16 protein-coding genes are annotated in these 22932 nt (G+C 72.4%); 4 read left to right on the top strand and 12 right to left on the bottom strand.

All coding sequences use genetic code 11. From position 1 onward, the window contains the following. The 3 genes from I5Q34_RS00250 to I5Q34_RS00240 all read right to left on the bottom strand — a co-directional run. A partial coding sequence (locus I5Q34_RS00250; RefSeq protein WP_199890012.1) for a hypothetical protein occupies nucleotides 1-1097 on the bottom strand: 1097 nt, incomplete at its 3' end. Nucleotides 1098-1109: 12 nt separating this feature from the next. Beyond that, nucleotides 1110-1913: a polyprenol monophosphomannose synthase gene (locus tag I5Q34_RS00245; RefSeq protein ID WP_199890011.1), complete on the bottom strand. Its 804-nt coding sequence runs from the start codon at nucleotides 1911-1913 to the stop codon at nucleotides 1110-1112. 33 nt (nucleotides 1914-1946) lie between these two features. Continuing rightward, on the bottom strand, nucleotides 1947-3026 hold the full coding sequence (locus I5Q34_RS00240) for a sugar phosphate nucleotidyltransferase (protein ID WP_199890010.1): 1080 nt from the start codon (nucleotides 3024-3026) through the stop codon (nucleotides 1947-1949). Nucleotides 3027-3150: 124 nt separating this feature from the next. Between I5Q34_RS00240 and I5Q34_RS00235 the strand changes: the two genes are divergently transcribed. Beyond that, nucleotides 3151-3699: a GtrA family protein gene (locus tag I5Q34_RS00235; protein ID WP_374192939.1), complete on the top strand. Its 549-nt coding sequence runs from the start codon at nucleotides 3151-3153 to the stop codon at nucleotides 3697-3699. 137 nt (nucleotides 3700-3836) lie between these two features. Here I5Q34_RS00235 and I5Q34_RS00230 read toward each other — a convergent pair whose 3' ends face one another. The 3 genes from I5Q34_RS00230 to I5Q34_RS00220 form a co-directional block, all read right to left on the bottom strand. Next, nucleotides 3837-8864, bottom strand: a complete 5028-nt coding sequence (locus I5Q34_RS00230) for an NAD-glutamate dehydrogenase (RefSeq protein ID WP_199890008.1) — start codon at nucleotides 8862-8864, stop codon at nucleotides 3837-3839. A gap of 378 nt (nucleotides 8865-9242) precedes the next feature. Further along, nucleotides 9243-9905, bottom strand: a complete 663-nt coding sequence (locus I5Q34_RS00225; RefSeq protein ID WP_199890007.1) for an HAD family hydrolase — start codon at nucleotides 9903-9905, stop codon at nucleotides 9243-9245. A 106-nt stretch (nucleotides 9906-10011) separates the two neighbouring features. Further along, the gene (locus I5Q34_RS00220) at nucleotides 10012-10515 is read right to left on the bottom strand and encodes a hypothetical protein (protein ID WP_199890006.1); all 504 of its coding nucleotides are present in this window, start codon (nucleotides 10513-10515) and stop codon (nucleotides 10012-10014) included. A 235-nt stretch (nucleotides 10516-10750) separates the two neighbouring features. On the opposite strand from I5Q34_RS00220, the gene I5Q34_RS00215 reads away from it, so the two are divergent. Beyond that, nucleotides 10751-11194, top strand: coding sequence for an Rv3235 family protein (locus tag I5Q34_RS00215; protein ID WP_199890005.1), 444 nt, complete (start codon nucleotides 10751-10753; stop codon nucleotides 11192-11194). A 71-nt stretch (nucleotides 11195-11265) separates the two neighbouring features. Here the strand turns inward: I5Q34_RS00215 and secA are convergent, their stop codons facing one another. Then, nucleotides 11266-14088 (bottom strand): preprotein translocase subunit SecA, encoded by a 2823-nt coding sequence (gene secA / locus I5Q34_RS00210; RefSeq protein ID WP_199890004.1) that lies wholly within the window; start codon nucleotides 14086-14088, stop codon nucleotides 11266-11268. A gap of 264 nt (nucleotides 14089-14352) precedes the next feature. Between secA and I5Q34_RS00205 the strand changes: the two genes are divergently transcribed. Continuing rightward, nucleotides 14353-14943, top strand: coding sequence for a GNAT family N-acetyltransferase (locus I5Q34_RS00205; protein WP_199890003.1), 591 nt, complete (start codon nucleotides 14353-14355; stop codon nucleotides 14941-14943). 56 nt (nucleotides 14944-14999) lie between these two features. Next, complete coding sequence (locus I5Q34_RS00200) at nucleotides 15000-16205, top strand: winged helix-turn-helix domain-containing protein (RefSeq protein ID WP_199890002.1); 1206 nt, start codon at nucleotides 15000-15002, stop codon at nucleotides 16203-16205. Nucleotides 16206-16309: 104 nt separating this feature from the next. Here the strand turns inward: I5Q34_RS00200 and I5Q34_RS00195 are convergent, their stop codons facing one another. The 5 genes from I5Q34_RS00195 to mtrB form a co-directional block, all read right to left on the bottom strand. Beyond that, nucleotides 16310-17059: a response regulator transcription factor gene (locus I5Q34_RS00195; RefSeq protein ID WP_199890001.1), complete on the bottom strand. Its 750-nt coding sequence runs from the start codon at nucleotides 17057-17059 to the stop codon at nucleotides 16310-16312. 243 nt (nucleotides 17060-17302) lie between these two features. Further along, nucleotides 17303-17989, bottom strand: a complete 687-nt coding sequence (gene hpf, locus I5Q34_RS00190) for a ribosome hibernation-promoting factor, HPF/YfiA family (protein WP_374192938.1) — start codon at nucleotides 17987-17989, stop codon at nucleotides 17303-17305. Between the two features lie 366 nt (nucleotides 17990-18355). Continuing rightward, complete coding sequence (locus I5Q34_RS00185) at nucleotides 18356-19072, bottom strand: ComF family protein (RefSeq protein WP_199889999.1); 717 nt, start codon at nucleotides 19070-19072, stop codon at nucleotides 18356-18358. A 93-nt stretch (nucleotides 19073-19165) separates the two neighbouring features. Beyond that, complete coding sequence (locus I5Q34_RS00180) at nucleotides 19166-20965, bottom strand: LpqB family beta-propeller domain-containing protein (RefSeq protein WP_199889998.1); 1800 nt, start codon at nucleotides 20963-20965, stop codon at nucleotides 19166-19168. Nucleotides 20966-20970: 5 nt separating this feature from the next. Next, complete coding sequence (mtrB, locus tag I5Q34_RS00175; protein ID WP_199889997.1) at nucleotides 20971-22932, bottom strand: MtrAB system histidine kinase MtrB; 1962 nt, start codon at nucleotides 22930-22932, stop codon at nucleotides 20971-20973.

Raw genomic sequence — 22932 nt, 5'->3', positions numbered from 1 at the left:
GGGGCGCCCCGCGCCGGCAGCGCGTCCGCCACCGCGCCCGCCGGGGCGCACGCGCCGGGCAGCAGCGCCGCGCCCGTGACCGCGGCGAGGGCCCGGCGGGCCCGGCCCACGGCCTCCGCCGTCGCGACGGCGAGCGCGAGCTGGGCGGGCAGGAGGACGGCGGGCAGGACCCGACCCCAGGCCCAGTGCCCGCTCCAGCCGCCCGCGGCGAAGACGGCCAGGCCGGCCGCGAAGAGCAGGGCGAGCGGGTCGCGCCGGTCGCGCCGCCACCGCGCCACGAGCGCGGCGACGCCCGGCGCGAGCAGCCAGAACTTCCCCAACAGGTGGGTGTAGAGCGGCCGGTGGATGGCGTCGAGACCGTCCGCGCCGAAGAGCGCGAAGAACGGGTAGTAGGGCCAGGACCACAGCGCCACCAGCGCGAGACAGCCCCCCGCCGCCGCCTTGGGCCACACCTCGCGCCCGGCTCCCGCCAGCACCGCCATCACCCCCAGCACCGCCACAGCCCCCGTGAACTGATGCACCAGCAGCACCACGGCGAGCAGCAGCCCCAGCGAGAGGAAGGCGGCGAACCCCCAGCCCTCCGCGACCGCACGGCGCACCAGCGCCCACAGGTGCAGGGCGAGACCGAGCGCGAGGGTGCTCGGGTAGGCGAGGGTCAGGGCCAGCGAGGTCAGCCCGGGCATCCCGCTCCAGGCGGACAGCCGCGTCCCGTGCAGCAGCAGCACGCACAGCAGGGCGAGCGGCACGGCGGCCGGGCGGCCGGTCAGGGTGCGGACGAAGGCGGCGACGCCGGTGACGAACAGGACGAGCCCGGCGAACGCGGCCAGGTGCAGCACTCCGAGGCCGCCGAGACCCGCCGCCCGCGCGGCCAGCGCCAGCAGGACGGTCCACGGCGAGTAGTAGGGACTGGGCACATCGGCGGCCACCAGCGGATGGCCCGGGTGCGGCAGGTCGGCGCGCAGCCGCTCCACGACCGCCGCGTGCATCCCCAGGTCCCCCGCCCAGGGCAGCCGCACGGCCGTCACCAGCAGCAGGGCGGCCGGCAGCAGGGCGGCGCCCCACAGCGCCCGGTGCGCGCCGACAGCGCGAAGGATCACGGCGGCGCGCGGTCAGCGGGTCCGGCCGCCGCCCGCGCGCAGGGTTCTGGCCCTCAGCCGCCAGGGCACGGCGACGGACTCCAGCTGCACGGTCAGGTTCATCTTCGACTCCCCCACGGTGCGGTCCTCGAAGTGGATGGGCACCTCCACGACCGTGAAACCGGCCCGCAGCGCCCGGTACTTGGTCTCGACCTGGAAGCTGTAGCCCGCGCTGTCGACGGTGTCGAGGTCCAGGGCGCGCAGCGCGGCCGCGCTCCAGAGGTTGAAGCCGCCGGTGATGTCGCGCAGCCGGGTGCCGAGGACGGTGCCGGCGTAGGCGTTGGCCCAGCGGGAGAGCAGTCTGCGGTGGGTGCCCCAGGCGGCGGAGAGCGTCCCGCCCGGCACGTAGCGGCTGCCGACGACGACGTCCGCGCCGGTGGACAGCGCGACCCCGAGCAACTCGGCGATCTTGTCGGCCGGGTGGCTGCCGTCGGCGTCCATCTGCAGCACGTACGCCGCGCCGTCCTCGACGGCCCGCGCCATGCCGGCCGCGTAGGCCCGGCCCAGGCCCTCCTTGGCGGTGCGGTGCAGGACGGCCACGCGCGTGCGACCCGGCTCGTTGTACTTCTCGGCCAGCTGCTCGGCGACCCGGCCGGTGCCGTCGGGACTGCCGTCGTCCACGACCAGCAGCCGCAGCCCCTCCAGCGGCAGGGCCATCAGCGCCTCGGCCATCATCGGGAGGTTCTCCGCCTCGTTGTACGTGGGCATCACCACGGTCGTCGCGGTGCGGCCCCACTCGGCGGGCAGGGGGGTCATGACGGTGTGCGGAACGCTCATGGGGGCTGTCCTCGTCGCGTAGGGGGTCGGGAGTCAGGCCGCGGAGAAGCGGATGGCCGCGTCGGGGATCGCGGTGCCGCACCAGACGCGGGCGCCGTCGCGCAGCTCGTTGTCCGCGCCGATGTCGGCCCGGTCGCCGACGACGGCGCCGTCGAGCACGGTACGGGGGCCGACCCGCGCCCCGGCGCCGACCATGGAGGCGCGCACCCGCGCGCCCTCCTCGATCCGGGCCCCGTCCAGCACGACCGTCCCCTCGACCTCGGCGCCGGCCGCGACGCGGGCCCCGGCGCCGACGACGGTGCCGCCGCCGAGCCGTGCCCCGGGCTCGACGTGGGCGCCGGGCAGCACCAGGTGTTCCCCGGGTTCACCGGGAACGGCCGGGGAGCGGACGATGCCGCGCACCAGGTCGGCGGAGGCCTGGATGAAGGACGCCGGCCGGCCCAGGTCCAGCCAGTACGAGGCGTCCACCACGCCGTGCAGCAGCGCGCCCCCGGCGAGCAGGCCGGGGAACGTCTCGCGCTCCACCGAGACCGGACGGCCGGCCGGGATGGTGTCGATGACCTCGCGGCGGAAGACGTAGCAGCCGGCGTTGATCTGGTCGGTGACGATCTCCTCCGGGCGCACGGGCTTCTCGGTGAAGGCCAGGACTCGTCCGGCGGGATCGGTGGGCACCAGCCCGAACGCCCGGGGGTCGGCGACCCGGGTCAGGTGCAGCGTCACGTCCGCCTGCGCCCGCTCGTGCCGGCGGAGCAGGCCGCGGATGTCGAGGCCGGTGAGGACGTCGCCGTTGAAGACCAGCACGCCGTCGCCCGGCCGGGCGTCCAGCGCGTCGGCCGCGCCGCGGATCGCCCCGCCGGTGCCGAGCGGCTCCCGCTCGGTGACGTAGGTCAGCCGCAGGCCGTGGGCGGAGCCGTCGCCGAAGTACGGCTCGAAGACCTCCGCGAGGTAGGAGGTCGCCAGGACGACGTGCTCGACCCCGGCGGCCCGGGCGCGGGCCAGCTGGTGGGCGAGGAAGGGCACCCCGGCTGCCGGGACCATGGGCTTGGGGGTGTGGAGGGTCAGCGGCCGGAGCCGCGTGCCCTTGCCGCCGACGAGCAGTACCGCCTCTGTCATGCCACTGTCCTCGCGCCTTGTCGTCGCATCGTCGCACTGCGTTAGTTTTCGCGGGAAATTACACTACAATCGGCTGTCTGCGTGCAATGTCTGCTATGCGTGGCGAACGTATCGGGAGATGCCCTTGCGACAGGTGAAGGCAAGAGGGAGACGTCGGACCGGCCCGTCGAGGCTGTTGGCGCTCGTCCGGGAATTCGCGAAATTCGGCACGGTCGGCGGCATCGGGATCTTCGTCAACTTCGGCGTCTTCAACCTCTGCCGGGGGATCACCCGGCTCCCGGTCGTCCGGTGCAGCGTGATCGCCACCGTCGTCGCCATCGCCTTCAACTATCTGGGCCTGCGGTACTTCACCTACCGCGACCGCGACCGCGGCGGCCCCGGCCGGGAGGTCGCCCTCTTCGCCGTCTTCAGCGCCGCCGGCCTGGTCATCGAGAACGGGGTGCTCTACGTCGCCACCTACGCGTTCGGCTGGGACACCCCGTTCCAGAACAACGCGTTCAAGTTCCTGGGCATCGGGACGGCCACCCTGTTCCGCTTCTGGGCCTACCGGGCCTGGGTGTTCCGGACCCGTCCCGGCCACGGACCGCGGCACGCCCTGCCTCACGACGCGCCCGCCGGCGCTCCGGGCGACCCCGCCGCGTACCGACCCGAGACCACCGCACCTCCACCGTAGGAACCACCGGACCCAGGGCAGCACGCCCGGGCGGCCGGACCGCCAACTCCAGCGGAACCGGCAGGAACCAGAACGTGAAAAAGGGGGCGGCCCCGGGGTGATCACCCCGGGGCCGCCCCCGTCCGTTCGCGACGGGATCAGGTGTGCGTGCGCAGCAGCGTCCGCATCGTCCGCATGGCCACCGACAGGTTGGCCAGGTCGAACGAGTCCGAGCCGCGGATCTCGTCGAGCGTGGTGCGCGCCCGGGTCAGGATCGGCGCGTTCCGCTCCTCCCACGCCGTGAAGCGCTGCTCCGGCGTCGAGGAGCCGTTGCCCACCGAGAGGATGTCGGCGGTCAGCGCGGCGTGGCAGGCGTACAGGTCCTCGCGGATGGAGGCGCGGGCCATCGACTGCCAGCGGTCGGAGCGCGGCAGCTCGATGATGCGGTCCATCAGCTGGCTGATGTGCAGCCGGTCACCGAGGTCGTAGTAGACCTCCGCGACGAACAGGGGCTCCTTGCCCGTGCGCTCCGCGATGGCGACGATGTCCAGCGCCGGGAAGACCGAGGAGAAGCCGGCCACCCTGATCGCCAGCTCGTCCGGCACCCCGGCGGCGGCGAGCTCGTCGTGGATGGACTTCCACCACTCGAGGTCGTCGCCGCGCAGCAGCTTGGGCAGCTCGGCCCAGACCGTGGCCACGCCGTCGCGGAAGAACTCGATGGTCTCGGCGAGCGCGAGCGGCTGCGGGCGGTTGTTGAGCAGCCAGCGGGTGCCGCGCTCGACCAGGCGCCGAGAGTGCAGCCGCACCTGCGTCTGGACGTCGGCGGCGACCGTGTTGTCCAGTGCCTCGACGGCGTCCCACACGGCGTTCAGGCCGAAGATCTCGCGGGCGGCGGTGTGCGCCCGGACGATCTCCTCCAGCGAGGCCCCGGTCTCCTCCCGCAGGCGGTGCAGGAAGGTCGAACCACCGGAGTTGACCGTGTCGTTGACGAGGACGGTCGTCACGATCTCGCGGCGCAGCGCGTGGTGGTCGATCTGCTCGCCGAACGACTGCCGCAGCGCGGTCGGGAAGTAGGCGTAGAGCAGGCGCTGCAGATACGGGTCGTCCGGCAGGCCGGTGGTGACCAGTTCCTCGGCCGCGGTGATCTTGATGTAGGCGAGGAGGACCGCCAGCTCGGGCTGGGACAGCCCGCGCCCGGCGGAGAGCCGCTCGCGGATCTGCCGGTCGGTGGGCAGGAACTCCAGCGCGCGGTCCAGGTGGCCCTCGCGGCTGAGGCGGCGCATGATCCGGTGGTGGGCGTGGAGCAGGCTGGGGGCCTGCGCCACGGCGTTGGCCAGGGCGACGTTCTGCGCGTAGTTGTTGCGCAGCACCAGCTCGCCGACCTCGTCGGTCATCTGGGCGAGCAGCTTGTTGCGCTGCTTGACCGTCATGTCGCCGTCGGTCACCAGGGCGTTGAGCAGGATCTTGATGTTCACCTCGTGGTCGGAGGTGTCCACGCCGGCGCTGTTGTCGATGGCGTCGGTGTTGATCCTGCCGCCCGCCAGGGCGAACTCGATGCGGCCGAGCTGGGTCAGGCCCAGGTTGCCGCCCTCGCCGACGACCTTGACACGCAGGTCCTGGCCGTCCACGCGGATGGCGTCGTTGGCCTTGTCGCCGACGTCCGCGTGGGATTCGGCGGAGGACTTGACGTACGTGCCGATGCCGCCGTTCCACAGCAGGTCCACCGGGGCGCGCAGGATGGCCTTCATCAGCTCGGCCGGGGTCATCTTGGTGACGCCCGCCTCGATGCCGAGGGCCTCGCGGACGTGCGCGTTGACCGGGATCGACTTGGCCGTGCGCGGGTGGATGCCGCCGCCCTTGGACAGCAGCGCCTTGTCGTAGTCGGCCCACGACGAGCGGGGCAGCTCGAACAGGCGCCGGCGCTCGGCGTAGGAGGTGGCGGCGTCCGGGTTCGGGTCGAGGAAGATGTGCCGGTGGTCGAAGGCGGCCACCAGACGGATGTGCTCGGAGAGCAGCATGCCGTTGCCGAAGACGTCGCCGGACATGTCGCCGACGCCGACGACGCTGAAGTCCTCGGTCTGGGTGTCGTGGCCCAGCTCGCGGAAGTGGCGCTTGACCGACTCCCAGGCGCCGCGGGCGGTGATGCCCATGCCCTTGTGGTCGTAGCCGGCCGAGCCGCCGGAGGCGAACGCGTCGCCCAGCCAGAAGCCGTAGGACTCGGCGACCTCGTTGGCGATGTCGGAGAACGTCGCGGTGCCCTTGTCGGCGGCGACGACGAGGTAGGTGTCGTCCTCGTCGTGGCGCACGACGTCCTTGGGCGGGACGACCTCGCCGCCGACCATGTTGTCGGTGATGTCGAGCAGACCGGAGATGAAGGTCTTGTACGAGGCGATGCCCTCGGCCAGCCAGGCGTCGCGGTCCACCGACGGGTCCGGCAGCCGCTTGCCGACGAAGCCGCCCTTGGCGCCGACGGGCACGATGACGGTGTTCTTCACCATCTGCGCCTTGACCAGGCCCAGGATCTCGGTGCGGAAGTCCTCGCGCCGGTCGGACCAGCGCAGACCGCCGCGGGCGACCTTGCCGAAGCGCAGGTGGACGCCCTCGACGCGCGGGGAGTAGACCCAGATCTCGAAGGCCGGGCGGGGCGCCGGCAGGTCCGGGATGGCCTGCGGGTCCAGCTTGATCGACAGGTAGTCGTGCGGCCGGCCGGCCCCGTCCCGCTGGCTCCCTCCTTCGCTTCCAGCGCTGACGCGCTGGAAGTGATTGGTGCGCAGCGTGGCCTTGATGACGGTGAGGAAGGCCCGCAGGATGCGGTCCTCGTCCAGGCTCGCCACCTGGTCGAGCGCGCCCTCCAGCTCCTCCAGCAGCCCGTCGATCAGCTCGTTGCCCGCGCGCTGGAGCGCCGGGGACATCCGGGCCTCGAACAGGTTGACCAGGAGGCGGGTGGTGTGGACGTTGTTGCTGAGGGTGTCCTCCATGTACGACTGGCTGAAGGTCACCCCCGCCTGCCGCAGGTACTTGGCGTAGGCCCGCAGCACCATGGCCTGCCGCCAGTCGAGACCGGCGCGCAGCACGAGCTTGTTGAAGTTGTCGTTCTCCGCGGCACCGGTCCAGACGGCGGCGAACGCCTCCTGGAAGCGGCCGCGCGCGTCGTCACCCTCGACGTGCTCGGGCATCCGCAGGCCGAAGTCGTAGACCCAGGCCGTGGTCCGGTCCGAGCAGCGCAGCTCGTACGGGCGCTCGTCGATGACCTCGACGCCCAGGCGGTTGAGCACCGGCAGGACGGCGGAGAGCGAGACGGGGCGGCCCGTGCGGTAGATCTTGAAGCGGCGCTCGCCGGGGCCCGCGCCGACCGGCTCGTAGAGGCTGAACTCGAAGTCGCGGTCGCCGCCGCCCGTGGTCAGCTGCTCCAGGTGGCCGAGGTCGTTGACGGCGGCGCGGGGACTGTGGTCGGCCTTGTAGCCCTCGGGGAAGGCGTGCGCGTAGCGGCGCAGCAGCTCGGCGGCGCGCTCCTCGCCCACCTCGGCGGTGAGCGTCTCGGCGAAGCCGTCGGCCCAGGAACGGGCGGCCTCCACCAGCCGGGCCTCGATGCGCTCCTCGTCGGCCTCGGTGAGGTCGGGCAGCGTGGAGCCCGGCTCGACGCGCACGACGAAGTGCAGCCGGGAGAGGACCGATTCGGTGTTCCAGGCGGTGAAGTCGACGCCGGCGCCGTTCAGCTCCTCCTTGAGGATGTCGATCAGCCGCAGCCGGACGCCGGTGGTGTAACGGTCGCGCGGCAGGTAGACCAGGGCCGAGTAGTAGCGGCCGTATTCGTCGCGGCGCAGGTACAGCCGCAGGCGGCGGCGCTCCTGGAGGTAGAGCACGCTGGTCGCGATGGCCCGCAGCTGGTCGGCCTGGGTCTGGAAGAGCTCGTCGCGCGGGTAGGTCTCCAGGATCTGGAGCAGGTCGCGCCCGTCGTGGCTGTCGGGCGAGAAGCCGGCGTCGGCCAGGACCTGGGCGACCTTGCGGCGGATGACCGGGACGCGGCGCACCGACTCGGTGTACGCGGCCGAGGAGAACAGGCCCAGGAAGCGGCGCTCGCCGGTCACGTTGCCGTCGGCGTCGAACTTCTTGACGCCCACGTAGTCCAGGTAGGACGGGCGGTGCACGGTGGCACGGCTGTTGGCCTTGGTGAGCACGAGCTGCTTGTGCTCACGGGCCTTGGCGCGGGCGTCGGCGGGCAGCCGGCTGAAGGAGGCGGATGCCGGGCGGGCCAGCGGGGCGTGGTTGCCCTCGTGGTGGCCGTGGGTGGTGTGGGCCGGGTCGGAGCGCAGGATGCCCAGGCCCGTGCCGGGGACGGCGGTGAGCGCGTCCTCCTCGCCGCCGTCGGCGACGGGGACCTTGGTCAGCTCGTACTCGCGGTAGCCCAGGAAGGTGAAGTGGTCGGCGGCGAGCCAGCGCAGCAGCTCGCGGGCCTCGTCCACCTCGGTGCCCGGGAGGTCGGCGGGGGCCGGCTCGTCCGGCAGGCCGTCGGCCAGGCGGAGCGCGGCGTCGCGCATCTTCTCCCAGTCCTCGACGGCCTCGCGGACGTCGGACAGGACGCGCAGCAGATCGGCGGTGATCTGCTTGAGGTCGCCGCGGTCGGTCTCGCGGTCGATCTCGACGTGGATCCAGGACTCGACGAGGGCGTCGTGCGGCAGGGTGGCGTTCTTGCCGGTGCCGTGCGCGTCGCAGCTGGAGCCGAGGACCTCCAGCAGGCGGCCGGTCACGTCGCGGCGGACGACCATCTGCGGGTGGATGACGACGTGGATGCCGCGGTTCTGCCGGGAGAGCTCGTTGGTGACGGAGTCCACCAGGAACGGCATGTCGTCGGTGACGACCTCGACGACGGAGTGGCTGCACGTCCAGCCGTTCTCCTCGACCGTGGGGGTGTGCACCCGCACGTTCGCGGTGCCCTGCGGCCGGTTCTCGGCGAGACGGTAGTGCGACAGCGCGGCACCGAAGACGTCGATGGGGTCGCGGCCCGTCAAGTCCTCGGGGGCGGTGTGCAGGTAGTAGCGCTGGAGGTAGGCGGCCAGGGCATCCCCGGCGAGCCCGCTCTCACCCTCCGCACCGGTCGGAGGTGGCCCCCCGGCCGGACCGTTTTCGGCGACGCGGGCCGCCCGCGCGAGCAACTCGGCCTTGGCTTCGTCCAGCTTGGTCTGCATGTCCTCTGGCTCCTGTCGCGCGCCGTTGCGTGACATCGGTGGTGAAGGCATCACGCCGCGACGCGGAATCTCCGGTCGTCTTCGACGGTATGCCGGGATGAGGGGTGACCGGGCCGTTCTGCGGCAACTGTGGCAGAAACGTCGAGAACGTTGCCAATGCCGGACGGGACCGGTCCCGGATACCAGCGCAGACCCGGGCGTCATGACGCTCCGGGCGCGGCACAGCGGCGTCGTCGCCCCTGGCGGATATCGCGCTGATCACCCGGTAAGGCTATCGCCCTTCCGGGGGAGCCCGTCATGAGGCGATAGTGGCAAAACCCGGCGCGCGACTTTGACGGTCCGGACAGTGCCCGGCTCCGTCCGCCCCTCCCCGCTCCCTCACCCCACCAGCCGCTCGGCCGCCTCGACCGCTTCCTCCAGGGTGTCGGCCACCGGCACGCCCGCCGAGACGAGGCTGGCCCGGCTGTGCGACCCGCCGCTGTAGAGCACCGCCTTCGCTCCGGCGTGGGCGGCGGCCGAGGCGTCGTCGAGCGCGTCCCCCACGACCACGATCCGCTCCGGGGATATGCCCTCCAGGGCCGCCAGGTGCTGGACCATCTGGCGGGCCTTGCCCTGGTCGCTCCGGCCGGTGCGGCCGTCCACCCGGACGAAGTGCCGGTCTATGCCGTAGGTCCTGACCAGCGGTATCAGCTGGTCGTGCGGCGCCAGGGAGCACAGCGACTGGGTCCGCCCGGCGGCCAGTCGCTCCTCCAGCAGCTGCCGGGCCCCCTCGGCCAGCCCGGCGTCCACCGCGTGGGCCGCGTAGTGCCGTTGGAACGCCTCGTCCATGGCCAGCCACTCCTCCTCGGAGGGCAGGCGGCCCATCAGGCGTTCGTAGAATCTCGGGACGGGCACGCAGTACAGGTCCCGGTAGCGCTCGAGGGTGATCGGCGGCAGGCCGACCTCCGCGAACGAGCCGTTCGTGGCCGCGAGGACGGCATCGACGTCGTGGAGCAGCGTGCCGTTCCAGTCCCAGACGATGTGGGCGCCGTGCTGAGTCATGCCATGACGGTACCGGGGGCCACTGACAACGCCCCGGCCGGTGCTCCCGCCCCGGATCAGATCGGGGACCGGATCGGGTTGAGGATCAGATCAGTCAGGTTGGGGATCAGATCAGGTTGGGGATCTCCTGCACCCCGAACCACATCAGCTCGTGGTCCTCGGCCCCGTCCACCGTGAACCGGGCGTCGTCGTCGCCCAGGTCGGCCGCGCCCAGCGCCGCCGCGGCGGCGCTGACGTCCGCCTCGGCGTCGTCGGCGTCCACGTGCACGGCGGCCGCCTTCGACAGCGGCACCGGCCGGGCCAGCCGCACCTCGCCGACCGCGTCCCGGTCCAGACCCCGATCGGGGTCCACGGCCGCATCGGCGTCCGGCACGTCGACCGCCACGACCACCCGGCGGCGCGCCGCCGCGGGGTCGGCGGCGAGGCGGCGCAGCGAGCCCAGCGCGGCCCGGCCGAGCGCGGCGTACTCCAGCTCCTCCATGTCGTCGGAGGTGTACCACTCGCGCAGTGCGGGGGTGACGGCGTAGGCGTCGACGGGGGCGGGGCCGAGCTCGCCCGCCTTGTGCGCCTCGGCGAGACCGGGGAGGGTCAGGGGGACGTAGACGCGCATGACCGCCGCTTTCCGGAGTACCTGTGGTTGTGCTGCCAGCATACGGGGGCGAGTCCCCCTTCGAAGTGCCGGGAGCGCCCGGCGCCCTCGCCGACCCCGACCCGGCGCACCGCCGCGACCAGCACAGATCCGGCGGCGACCGCCCTGATAGGTGAATCGCCCAGGACCGCGCGGAGCCCTTGTCGGGCCCGGCGGCACCCCGGTAGAAGATCCCCTACCGAAGGGGGCGACGACATTGAACAGGACCACTGGGCCGGGCCGGCACGCGGCCCACCGGAGCGCACCACCGCGGCGGGCCGACTCCCGCCGTCCGGGCGGCGGGACGGCGGCCGCGCGGCAGGTACGGGCGCGCATCCCGCGCTACTGGTTCGCCGAACAGCTGCTGCTCACCCTCAGCGGGCAGCGCCCGGTCCACCGCATGATCGGGTACACCCTGCCCGCCGCCTACGACCTGCTCGCCGAGCTGGCGCCCAGCGCGCCCCTGCGGCCGGCGGCCCCGGGCGGCAGGACCCCTGTCGTCCACCGCTGCGACGAGTTCCAGCCGCGGCCCGGGGTGATCGAGGCGTACGCGCGGATCGTCTCCGGGGACCGGCTGCAGGCGCTGGCCTTCCGGCTGGAGCAGGGCACGGACCGGCGCTGGCGGTGCTCGGCGGTGGAACTGGGCCTCACCCCGGCCTGAACGACGCCGCCGGGGGGGGGGGGGCCCCCGGGGGGCCCCCCCCCCCCGGCGGTCGTGTCGTACGTCGCTCGCTACTTCTTGCGGCGGCGGCCGCCACCGTTCTTCTGGGCCTTGCGGCGCTCCGCGCGGGTCATGCCGTCCGCCGGGGAGCGGTAGGAGCTGTCGTCGCTGACGAAGTCGCCCTCGACGATGTCGCCCTCGCCGTCCACCTTGGGAGCGGAGAAGTGCAGCCGGTCCGGCCGCTGCGGGGCGTCCAGGCCCTTGGCGCGGATCTCCGGACGGGCCGCGGCGGGCACGGCATCCTCGATCTTCTCCAGCGACGGCGCCTCGGCGCCCGGCTGCACCGGCACCTCCTCCAGCTGCTGGTCGACCTGGACCTCCAGGTTGAACAGGTAGCCGACGGACTCCTCCTTGATGCCCTCCATCATCGCGGTGAACATGTCGAAGCCCTCGCGCTGGTACTCGACCAGCGGGTCCTTCTGGGCCATGGCACGCAGGCCGATGCCCTCCTGGAGGTAGTCCATCTCGTAGAGGTGCTCGCGCCACTTGCGGTCCAGCACCGACAGCACCACGCGGCGCTCCAGCTCGCGCATGATGTCGGAGCCCAGCTGCTCCTCGCGCGCCGCGTACTGCTCGAGCACGTCGTCCTTGACGGACTCGGCGATGAACTCGGCGGTCAGGCCCGCGCGGTCGCCCGCGGCCTCCTCCAGCTCCTCGATGGTGACCCGCACCGGGTAGAGCTGCTTGAAAGCGCCCCACAGCCGCTCCAGGTCCCACTCCTCCGCGAAGCCCTCGACGGTCTCCGCCTGGATGTAGGCGTCGATGGTGTCGTCCATGAAGTGCTGGACGTGCTCGTGCAGATCCTCGCCCTCCAGGACGCGCCGGCGCTCGCCGTAGATGACCTCGCGCTGGCGGTTGAGGACCTCGTCGTACTTCAGGACGTTCTTGCGGGTCTCGAAGTTCTGCTGCTCGACCTGCGACTGGGCGGAGGCGATGGCCCGGGTGACCATCTTGTTCTCGATCGGCACGTCGTCGGGGACGTTGGCCATGGCCATCACGCGCTCGACCATCTGCGCCTTGAACAGCCGCATCAGGTCGTCGCCCAGCGAGAGGTAGAAGCGGGACTCGCCCGGGTCGCCCTGACGGCCGGAGCGGCCGCGCAGCTGGTTGTCGATGCGGCGCGACTCGTGCCGCTCGGTGCCCAGCACGTAGAGCCCGCCGAGCGACTTGACCTCCTCGAACTCGGCCTTGACCGCGGCCTCGGCCTTCTCGAGGGCGGCGGGCAGCGCGGCCGCCCACTCGTCGATGTGCTCCTCCGGGTCGAGGCCGCGCTGGCGCAGCTCCGCCTCGGCGAGATCGTCGGGGTTGCCGCCGAGCTTGATGTCCGTACCGCGGCCGGCCATGTTGGTGGCCACGGTGACGGCGCCCTTGCGGCCGGCCTGGGCGACGATCTGCGCCTCGCGCTCGTGGTGCTTGGCGTTGAGCACCTCGTGCGGGATGCCGCGCTTGGCCAACTGCTGCGAGAGGTACTCGGACTTCTCGACGGAGGTGGTGCCGACCAGGATCGGCTGGCCCTTCTCGTGCTTCTCGGCGATGTCCTCGACGACGGCGTCGAACTTCGCGACCTCGGTGCGGTAGATCAGGTCCGACTGGTCCATGCGCTGCATCGGACGGTTGGTCGGGATCGGCACCACGCCGAGCTTGTAGATCTGGTGGAACTCGGCGGCCTCGGTCATGGCCGTACCGGTCATTCCGGAAAGCTTGTTGTAGAGGCGGAAGAAGTTCTGCAGGGTGATCGTGGCGAGGGTCTGGTTCTCGTCCTTGATGTCCACCCCTTCCTTCGCCTCGATCGCCTGGTGCATGCCCTCGTTGTAGCGGCGGCCGGCGAGGATACGGCCGGTGTGCTCGTCGACGATCATGACTTCGCCGTCCATGACGACGTAGTCCTTGTCCTTCTTGAACAGTTCCTTCGCCTTGATGGCGTTGTTGAGGTAACCGACGAGCGGGGTGTTGACCGATTCGTAGAGGTTGTCGATGCCCAGCCAGTCCTCGACCTTGCCCACGCCGGACTCGTGGATGCCGACCGTGCGCTTCTTCTCGTCGACCTCGTAGTCGCCGGTCTCCTCGATGCCCTTCTGCGGGTTGGCCGGCTCGCCCCGCTTGAGCCGCGTGACCAGCTTGGCGAAGTCGCCGTACCACTTGGTGGCCTGGTCCGCCGGGCCCGAGATGATCAGCGGCGTACGGGCCTCGTCGACGAGGATCGAGTCGACCTCGTCGACGACCGCGAAGTTGTGGCCGCGCTGCACCAGCTCGTCCTTCGACCACGCCATGTTGTCGCGCAGGTAGTCGAAGCCGAATTCGTTGTTGGTGCCGTAGGTGATGTCGCAGCCGTACTGCTCGCGGCGCTGGGCCGGAGTCATGTTGGCCAGAATGCAGCCGACCGACAGACCGAGGAACTTGTGGACCCGGCCCATCATTTCCGAGTCGCGTTCGGCGAGGTAGTCGTTGACCGTGATGAGGTGCACGCCGTCGCCGGAGAGCGCGTTCAGATAAGCGGGGAGGGTGCCCACGAGGGTCTTTCCCTCACCGGTCTTCATCTCCGCCACGTATCCCAGGTGCAGCGCGGCGCCGCCCATGAGCTGGACGTCGTAGTGGCGCTGGCCGAGCACGCGCTTGGCGGCCTCGCGGACGGTCGCGAACGCCTCCGGGAGCAGGTCGTCGAGGCTCTCGCCGTCGGCGTAGCGCTGCTTGTACTCCTCGGTCAGGGCGCGCAGCTCGGCGTCGGAGAGGTGGAGGAAGTCCTCTTCGATGGAATTGACCTGGTCCGCGATGCGGTGCAGCTTGCGCAGGATCTTGCCTTCTCCTGCACGCATGATCTTGCCGAAGACGGACACGTAGGCTGACTCCTTGCCGGTCGGGCCTGGCACTGGCTGTCCCCCGCCACCGGCGGGGAGAGGGTGCGCGGGCACGACGGGACAGTCCCCGCCGCAACGGCCATCGTAAGCGAGGACCCCGTCGCGCCGGGAGGTCCGTCATCTCCGAGACCGGCTGTCACCCGCACGATGAACGAACGGGGCGGGCGCGGAGTGCCCGCCCGGGGTAACCGGGGTGCACGGTGTTGCCGGACCGTTTCCCCGCCTGTGACATTCTCTGCGCGCATGGAAGCGATATCCCTCACGACCGAGCGCCTGGTGCTGCGCCCCTTCCTGCCGTCGGACGCCCCGGACGTGCACGCCGCGTGCCAGGATCCCGAGATCCCGCGCTACACACCGGTGCCTTCGCCGTACACGGACGGGCACGCCCGCGCCTATGTGGAGGAGAGCTGTCCGGCGGGCTGGCGGGACGACACCGCGTACACCTTCGGCGTGTTCACCCGGGACGAGGGCCGGCTGGCCGGTGCGATGGCCCTGATGCGGCTCGCTCTGGACGTGCCCGCCCGGCAGGCGGAGATCGGCTACTGGACCGCCAAGGAGCAGCGCGGGCGCGGCTACACCGCCGAAGCGGCCCGCGAGGTCGTGCGCTGGGCGTTCGAGGATCTGGGCGCGGAGCGGCTGGAGTGGATCGCCGAAGCGGGGAACACGGGTTCGCGCGCGGTCGCCCTCAGATGCGGGTTCCGCATGCAGGGCACCGTGCGCGGCCTGATCGTGCACAACGGGACGCGCCGCGACGCCTGGACGGCGACGCTGCTCCCCTCGGACCTGGGCCTGCCCTCGCCGACCCCGTACCTGCCCTACCCGGAACGCGGCTGACCCGGACGTCGTCGGTGGCCAGGGGCGTTGTCAGTGGCCGGTCCTAGGGTGTCCGCATGACAACTGCCGCCGCTGCCAAGGGCCCTGGGGCCACCGTCCGTCTCTCCGCCGACGAGGCACGCCGCATGGCGCTGCGCGCCCAGGGCCTGCTCGGGGCCCCCGACCGCCGGGCGGGGGTGCGCGGCGTGCTGCGCCGGCTGGGGGCGGTCCAGCTGGACACGATCTCGGTGCTGGCCCGCTCGCACGAACTGGTGCCGTACGCACGGCTGGGCGCGGTCGGCCGGACGGCGGTGGAGCGGGCGTACTGGGCGGGCGCACCGCAGCCGGCGCACGGCTTCGAGTACTGGTCGCACGCCGCGTGCGTGCTGCCCATCGAGGAGTGGCCGCTGTTCGCCTTCCGGCGGCGGGCCTTCCGGGCGCGCGGCCACCGCTGGCACGTGATGGCGGAGCCCGAGCGCTCCTGCGCGGCGGTGCGCGACCGGCTCCGGTCCGAGGGGCCGCTGACGGCAACCGAGTTGGGCGGCGCGAAGAACGGCGGGCCGTGGTGGGACTGGTCGGAGACGAAGATCGCCGTCGAGTGGCTGCTGGACACCGGCGAGGTCGTCTGCACCGAACGCCGGGGCTGGAAGCGGGTGTACGACCTGGCGGAGCGCGCGGTGCCCGACGCCCTCCTCCACGACGACCTGGACGACGCCGCGTGCATACGACGTCTGGTGACGCAGGCCGGGGCGGCGATGGGCGTGGCCACCCGGGCGGACCTGGCGGACTACCACCGGCTCAAGGGCGAGCAGGTCGACGCGGTCGTGGCGGAGACGGGTCTGGTGCCGGTCGAGGTGGCGGGCTGGTCACGGCCGGCGTGGGCCGACCCGGAGGCGCTGGCCGAGGAGTCCGCCGCGAAAGGCCGGCGGCACCGCACGACGCTGCTGTCCCCCTTCGACTCACTGGTCTGGGACAGGCCGCGCACGGAGCGGATCTTCGGCTTCACGCACCGCCTGGAGGCGTACGTGCCCAGGGCCAAGCGCGTCCACGGATACTTCGCGATGCCGCTGCTGGCCGGCGGCCGGCTGATGGGCCGGGTGGACCCGGCCCGCGAAGGGCGGACCCTGGTGGCCCGGCAGGTCTCGCTCGACGGCGCCGCCGCGGTGCCGCCGATGGCCCGGGCGCTGCGCGAGGCGGCGGAGTGGGTGGGCTGCGACGCGGTGCGCGTGGAGCGGTGCGACGACGCGGGCCTGGCGAAGGCGCTGACGAAGGCCCTGGACTGACCCTGGCCTCCGGCGGACGACCTCAGCGGCTCTCGGGAATCTTCTCCCGCATCGCATAGGCCACCGCCTCCAGCCGGAGCGCCATCGGGGGAGCACCCGCACAGTCAGCGGATCTCCAGGATCTTCTCCCGCATCGCGTAGACCACAGCTTCCATCCTGGAGTGCAACTGCAGCTTCTCCAGGATGTTGCGCACATGGTTCTTCACCGTGTTCTCGCTGATGAACAACTCCTTGGCGATGTCACGGTTGTTCATGCCCGTGGCGACGAGCTTGAGCACCTCCAGCTCCCGGTCCGTGAGGCGGGGGGCCGGGACCAGCCGCCGCTCGTCGGTGCGCTGGATCATCGACTTGAACTCGGTCAGGAGCTTGGACGCCATCGAGGGGCTGATCTGCGACTGGCCGTCGGCGACCGCCCGGATGGCGGTCGCCACCTCGTCGGTGGAGATCTCCTTGAGCAGGTACCCGGTGGCCCCCGCCTTGATCGCGTCGTAGAGGTCGGCCTCCTCGTCGCTGATCGTCAGCATGATGATCTTCGCGCTGGGGGCCACCTCCTTGATGGAGGTGCAGGCCTCGATGCCGCCGCGCCGGGGCATGCGCACATCCATCAGCACGATGTCGGGCAGCAGGTCGGCGGCTTTGTCCACGGCCTCCGCCCCGTCGCCGGCCTCGCCGACGACGAGGATGTCCTCCTCGTGGGCCAGGACGATCTCCAGCCCGCGGCGGAAGAGCGCGTGGTCGTCCACGACCAGCACCCGGATCGGCTCGTCCCGCGGAGCCCCCGCGGCCCGCTCCGCGGCGGCGCCCGCGGCGCCGTCCTCACCGGGCCCGGAGACGGGTCCGAACCTGTCCGCCATCGTTCCTCCCCCTGAAGGCCGTGGCCTCGCGGTTGCACTGCTGCCGGCGTCCCAACCGGTCACGGCGGACCGGCCGTTGCCGCCCGCCCATGATTCCATGCCGGACGACGGCCCGGTGCTCCCACGGCCGCACAACGGTGTCCCGGAGGCCCTCGGCCTCCGGGACACCGTCACGGACAGCTTCCCCGCGGCTCCGCGTCACCGTGGCGTGTCGCGGCCGGCCGGGGCGCCGCGGGGCCCGGCTCAGCCGCCGAGCGCCCCTCCCGCGCCGCCGGGCGTCTCCTCGGCGAACGCGTCGGTGTTGAGGTGGATGACGCCGTAGTCGTAGGCGTGCCGCCGGTAGACGACGCTCGGCGTCTTGTTCTCGGCGTCGACGAACAGGTAGAAGTCGTGACCCACCAACTCCATTTCGTAGAGCGCCTGATCGAGCGACATCGGAGCGGCGGTGTGGGTCTTCTCGCGGACCACGACGGGGCCCTCGCCCCGGATCTCCAGCGAGCCCATGCGGGTCACCGGCACCTCGCCGGCCGTCTCCTCGGTGACGAGCCGGCCGCTCGAGTCGAGCTCCGCGGCCCCGACGGCGGCCGGGACCTCGCTCGCCGGGATGCGTCCGTTGCCCCGGCGGCTGAGCCGCTTGTCGTGCTGCTTGCGCAGCCGCGCCTCCAGCTTGGCCGTGGCCAGGTCGAGCGCGGCGTAGGGATCTGTCGCGGCGGCTTCCGCCCGGATCACCGGTCCGCGTCCGCGCACGGTGATCTCCACTCGGTCCGAGCGGTCGGCCTGCCTGGGGTTGGGCTCCTTGGACACCTCCACGTCGAGGCTGATCACCTTGCCGTCGAGCTTCTGGATCTTGTCCAGCTTCAGCTTCTCGGCCACGTGCTTGCGAAAGCGCTCGGGCACCTCTGTCTTGCGGCCCTTGACGACGATGTCCACGCAGAACTCCGTTCCCGGATCACTCCGCCGACGATGCGGAGCGCATCCCTCTTGCATCAGACCCCGGGGATGCCCGGAGCCACCGACACGGCGGTTTCACCTCCTCCTCCCCCTGCTGCAAGATCTACATCCCGCCCGTCTCCAGCTTCTTCGACGGCACACAAAACGCGCCATTCCGGAGATACGAGGCATAGCTCCTGCGATTCCTCACAACCGAACATATCTCGCTCGGAAGCCCGTCGGTACCCCTAACCTCGGCGTACCTCCATTCAGGTGTTCTCCGCCCGTTTCCCTGAAGAACGAAGGGCGTTACCGGCCAGTTCCACTTGACATCGGCTCGCTGCTGTCCAGCCACGGCCCCGCCCTTCAGAGGCGCCGCCCCCGCCGCGGCGGCACCGCGACCACCGCCGCGCCCACGACCCTGCCGCCCGCCTCACCGATCGCGCGGGCCGCCTCGATCAGCGAGGCGCCCGTCGTCATCAGATCGTCCACCAGCACCACCGGAGCGTCCCCGTACCACCGGCGGGCCACCCCGCCGACCGCCGCCATGGCTCCGGCGACATTGGCGCACCGCTCCGAGGCGTCCAGCCCCACCTGATCGGCGACCGCCCGGCGCTGCCGCAGCACCGCCGCCACACACACCCGCTCCCCGGCACGCCTGAGCACCCCGGCCGCCACCGCGGCCAGCCGCCGCACCGGATCGTGCCCCCGCCGGGCCACCGCCGACCGCGCGGAAGGCACCGGCACGAGCATCAGGGGCGCACCCGCGTCCCCGCCGTCCCGGGCCCGGCCAACCGCACCGGCCCTCAGCACCGCACCCGCCAGCGCGCCGCCCAGGGCCTCCGCCAGAACCAGGGCCCCTCGCTCCTTGTGCGCGAGCAGCACCTCCCGCACCGCGTCCGCGTACCACGCTGCCGCGTACACCGGAGGAAGCCCGTCGGGCACCGGCTCCGGCCACGCCCGCCGCGGCCGCCCCCTCACCTCCTCGCGGCACTCCTCGCACAGCACACACCGGCCGGCCCCGCACCCCGCGCACTCCGCCGGCAGCACCAGGCCGGCGATCTCCCGCCACCACCCCCGCATGCGCCCACTCTGCCGCCACGGCCCGGCCACCGCCACCCCTGTGGATAACTCAGAGCAACCCATGGACACGGATCGTGGCGGCCATCCACAGGCCTACCCCGGGTAGACCGGCGCGGAGCCCTTCGCCACAGGCTTCCAGTTGGTGTCCGGCAACAGCCGCACGATGCCGCCGTCCCGCTCGGCGAGCACCGCCTGCGCCTTGCCCGCGCCCTCCGGCGCCGCCACGCCCCCGACACCCGTGATGCCCGGCAGCGCCGACGTGCTGGACAGCGAGCCGTCCGTGTCTATGAATTCCACCTGCTGGAGCCCGCCCTGCTCACTCCCCGCGACCAGCAGCCGGCTCCCGCCGGCCCACGACACCGCGTCGACGTCCACCAGCTTCGGCGCGACCGACCGCAGCTCCCGCACCGACAGCCCCCCGCTCCCCTGCCGCTCCACCCGGCCCAGCCGCAGCACCGACCGGTCACCGTCGGCCACCAGCAGCGCGATCCGCACCCCGTCGGCCGCGACCCGCACCCCGGTGATCCGCTGCCCCTTGAGCCCGTCCACCGGGACCTCCTCGGGCGCCCCCGTGCCACCGCGAAGCCGCAGCAGCCGCGGACGGTCCGGATCCTGGTCAGCCACCCACAGATCGCCCAGCGCCCAGCTCGGCGTGGTCAGCCCGTACTTCGATCCACCGCGGACCGTCAGCCGCGCCTCGCCCGGCGAAGCCCCCGCCTCCAGGTCCGCGACATGCAGCGCCTGCCCATTGAGGGACACACCCGCAGCGCGGCGCTCCGCTCGGTCCACCGCCACCGACCGCAACTGCAGCCCGCCATCCGCGCCGAACGGCCCGGGCACCCGCCGCGGCTCCTCGTCCCCGTCCGCCAGACCGGCCAGCCGGTGCTGCTCGTCGAGGAAGTACTGCCGGTCGGGGCGCCCCGCGGTCTGGTCCGGCCCGTAGGCGCGGGCGTCGCCGCGGCTGAGCGAGCACAGCGTCTCGTCCTTGCTCTGCAGCGTCACCCGGTCGACCCGCGCCGACTCCTGCGCCGTGTAGAAGAGCTGCGCCGCCATCCGCAGGCACTGGTCCTGCCCGGCCTTCTCCGCCGGCGCGCTGAGGCGGACCTTCAGGCTGTTGGAGTCGTCGAGCGACAGCCGCTCGTCCTCCAGCCGCGTGCCCGCCGGAAAGGCCGAGGCGGCCACCGGGTCCAGCCAGGTTGTGGGGCCGTCGAGCAGCGCCTTCACCGCCGAAGTCACAGTGTCTATCCGCTTGCGCAGATAGACGGGGTCGGCGACGAGCACGTCCCGCGCCTTCCCGCCCACGCCCGGCACCGGGTCCGCGAAGTAGAACTTGTTGACCGACCGGTAGATGCGCTGGAAGTCCGAGAGACCCACCACCAGGCCGGTCGGCAGCGCGTCGATCCGCCACTCGCCGTCCTCGCGCGTGAGGTGGATGCGCTGCCGGTACGAGCGGGCGTCCGGCCGGTACGCGTGCTGGGCGTCCACCTGCGCCACCTGCTTGCCGGTCAGGGTGACCGTCAGCCCCGCGTCCCGGTCCCCGCCGCCGGCCTCCACCTGCACCTGCGGGATCTCCGAGAGCACTGTCGTCGACGCGGTCGGGTTCCACTGCCGCCTGGCATGCTTCGCCAGGTACATCCGGGCGGTGACGTAGTCCGATTCGTCGCTCGTCGTCGCCTCCAGGAAGCCCTTCACGAGCTCCCCGGGCTGCTCGTTCTTGCGCGGCGGCACGCCGTAGACGCGCACCTGCGCGTCGGCGTCCGCGCGCTGCGAGGAGTCGACGGAATCGACCTCGCCGCTGTCCGGCATCGACGCACAGCCGGCCAGCAGACCACCGCACACCACCGCCACCAGCAGCGCGACGCCCGGCCGCCGGCACCCGGCACCGCTGTTCATGCTCCTCACGCCCGCCTCCGGTCCTGGCCGCCCGTGCTTCCGTCCACCGGTGCACCGCCCGGCCGGGCCACCACGCGCGCACCGTTGCCCGGCAGGGCCGCCGGGTCCACGGCCGGCGGGGCCTGCCGCGTCTGCGGGGGTACGGACGCGCCGCGCCGCGGGGGCGCCAGCGGCACCCCCGCCTCGTTCAGCCCCAGGTTGCGCCGCGAATCCGCGGGCTCCAGCGGGATGGGCGAGCCGCGCAGCGCGCCGCCCGCCGCGCACGGCAGCGTCAGCCGGAACTGCGATCCGCCGCCCGGCTCGCCCCATGCCTGCAGCCAGCCGCCGTGCAGCCGCGCGTCCTCCACCGCGATGGACAGGCCCAGGCCGGTGCCGCCCGTCGTCCGGGCACGAGCCGGATCGGCACGCCAGAAACGGTTGAACACCCGCGTCGCCTCGCCCGGTTTGAGCCCGACGCCGTAGTCCCGGACGGCCACCGCGACCGCGCCGCCGGCCATCGCCAGCCGCACGACCACGTCCCGCCCGTCCCCGTGCTCCACGGCGTTGACGACGAGGTTGCGCAGCACCCGCTCCACGCGCCGGGAATCCGCCTCCGCGACCACCGGCTCCTCCGCGCCCTCCACGAGCAGCCGGCTGCCCTTGCGCTCCGCCAGCGGCAGCGCGCCCTCGATCACCCGGTTCACCACGTCCCGCAGGTCGACCGGCTCCGCCTCCAGGGCGGCCGCGCCCGCGTCGAACCGGCTGATCTCCAGCAGATCGGCCAGCAGCGACTCGAAGCGGTCCAGCTGCCCGCACAGCAACTCCGCGGAGCGCGCCGTGACCGGATCGAAGCCGTCCCGCGCCTCGTGAATGACCTCCGCCGCCATCCGGACGGTGGTCAGCGGCGTCCGCAGCTCGTGCGACACGTCGGAGACGAACCGCCGCTGCATCCGCGACAGCTCCTCCAACTGCTGGATCTTCACCTGGAGGTTCTGCGCCATCTTGTTGAACGACTCGCCGAGCCGGGCGATGTCGTCCTCGCCGCTGACCTTCATCCGCTCCTGGAGCACCCCTGCGGCGAGCCGCTCGGAAATACTCGCGGCCATCCGCACGGGCGTGACGATCTGCCGCACGACCAGCCAGGCGATGGCCCCGAGCAGCACGACGAGGAACACCCCCGCCGTCGCGAGCGTGCCCTTGACCAGGCTCAGCGACTTCTCCTCCTGCGTGAACGGGAAGAGGTAGTAGAGCTGGTACGACTTGCCGTTGACGTCGTAGAGCCGCTTGCCGACGACCAGCGCGGGCTCCCCCTCGTCGGAGGCGTTGCGCTTGATCGAGGTCGGCTCCTCGTACGCCCCGGACTGGGTCTCCAGCTTGCGGCGCAGATCTTGCGGAATGCTGTGCTCCGGATCAATGTCCCCGGAGGCGCGCGGACCGCGGGTGCCCACGTGCGTGGGGTCCGTACCGCCCTCGCTGAGCGCCACCACGTGGTACACGCCCTGGCCGCCGCTGGCGAGCTGCTGGACGAGCCCGGTCAGCCAGGCACCGGGGTCCGGGTTCCGCCCGCCCGCGCGGGAGGCGTCCTGGCCTCCGCCGTCGGCACCGGTCGCACCCGCGTCGGCCGCGTCCCGGGCCGCCTTGAAGCCGCCCTCCGCCTGGCTCTGCGCGGCGTTGCGCTTGGCCTCCAACAGGCCGTTGCGCACCTGCCCGATGACGACGAGCCCCAGCAGCAGCACCACGCCCAGCGACATCAGCAGCGTCGTGACGACCACCCGCAACTGCATGTTTCGCCGCCACAGCCGCAGTGCGGGCAGCAGCGGCCGCCGCACCCAGCGCGCGTACAGCCGCAGCACCGGATGGACGGGCGCGGCGGCGCCGTCGGGCAGCAACAGCCCGGCGCGCCACAGCCGGCGGAAGAGAGATATGCCGCCCGCTGTCTCGGCGGGCCGCCCCGCGCTCCGCTCCGGAGCGGCACCGCGCTCGGTCAC

The sequence above is a fragment of the Streptomyces sp. AV19 genome (genome assembly GCF_015999245.1).
Classification (GTDB): Bacteria; Actinomycetota; Actinomycetes; order Streptomycetales; family Streptomycetaceae; genus Streptomyces.
This window is presented reverse-complemented; position numbering and strand designations above follow the sequence as displayed.

Bases quoted from the DNA above. Each gene is read 5' to 3' on its own strand.
- I5Q34_RS00245 (WP_199890011.1), bottom strand. From the start codon at position 1,913: ATGAGCGTTCCGCACACCGTCATGACCCCCCTGCCCGCCGAGTGGGGC.
- I5Q34_RS00240 (WP_199890010.1), bottom strand. From the start codon at position 3,026: ATGACAGAGGCGGTACTGCTCGTCGGCGGCAAGGGCACGCGGCTCCGG.
- I5Q34_RS00230 (WP_199890008.1), bottom strand. From the start codon at position 8,864: ATGCAGACCAAGCTGGACGAAGCCAAGGCCGAGTTGCTCGCGCGGGCG.
- I5Q34_RS00225 (WP_199890007.1), bottom strand. From the start codon at position 9,905: ATGACTCAGCACGGCGCCCACATCGTCTGGGACTGGAACGGCACGCTG.
- I5Q34_RS00220 (WP_199890006.1), bottom strand. From the start codon at position 10,515: ATGCGCGTCTACGTCCCCCTGACCCTCCCCGGTCTCGCCGAGGCGCAC.
- I5Q34_RS00205 (WP_199890003.1), top strand. From the start codon at position 14,353: ATGGAAGCGATATCCCTCACGACCGAGCGCCTGGTGCTGCGCCCCTTC.
- I5Q34_RS00200 (WP_199890002.1), top strand. From the start codon at position 15,000: ATGACAACTGCCGCCGCTGCCAAGGGCCCTGGGGCCACCGTCCGTCTC.
- I5Q34_RS00195 (WP_199890001.1), bottom strand. From the start codon at position 17,059: ATGGCGGACAGGTTCGGACCCGTCTCCGGGCCCGGTGAGGACGGCGCC.
- I5Q34_RS00185 (WP_199889999.1), bottom strand. From the start codon at position 19,072: ATGCGGGGGTGGTGGCGGGAGATCGCCGGCCTGGTGCTGCCGGCGGAG.
- I5Q34_RS00180 (WP_199889998.1), bottom strand. From the start codon at position 20,965: ATGAACAGCGGTGCCGGGTGCCGGCGGCCGGGCGTCGCGCTGCTGGTG.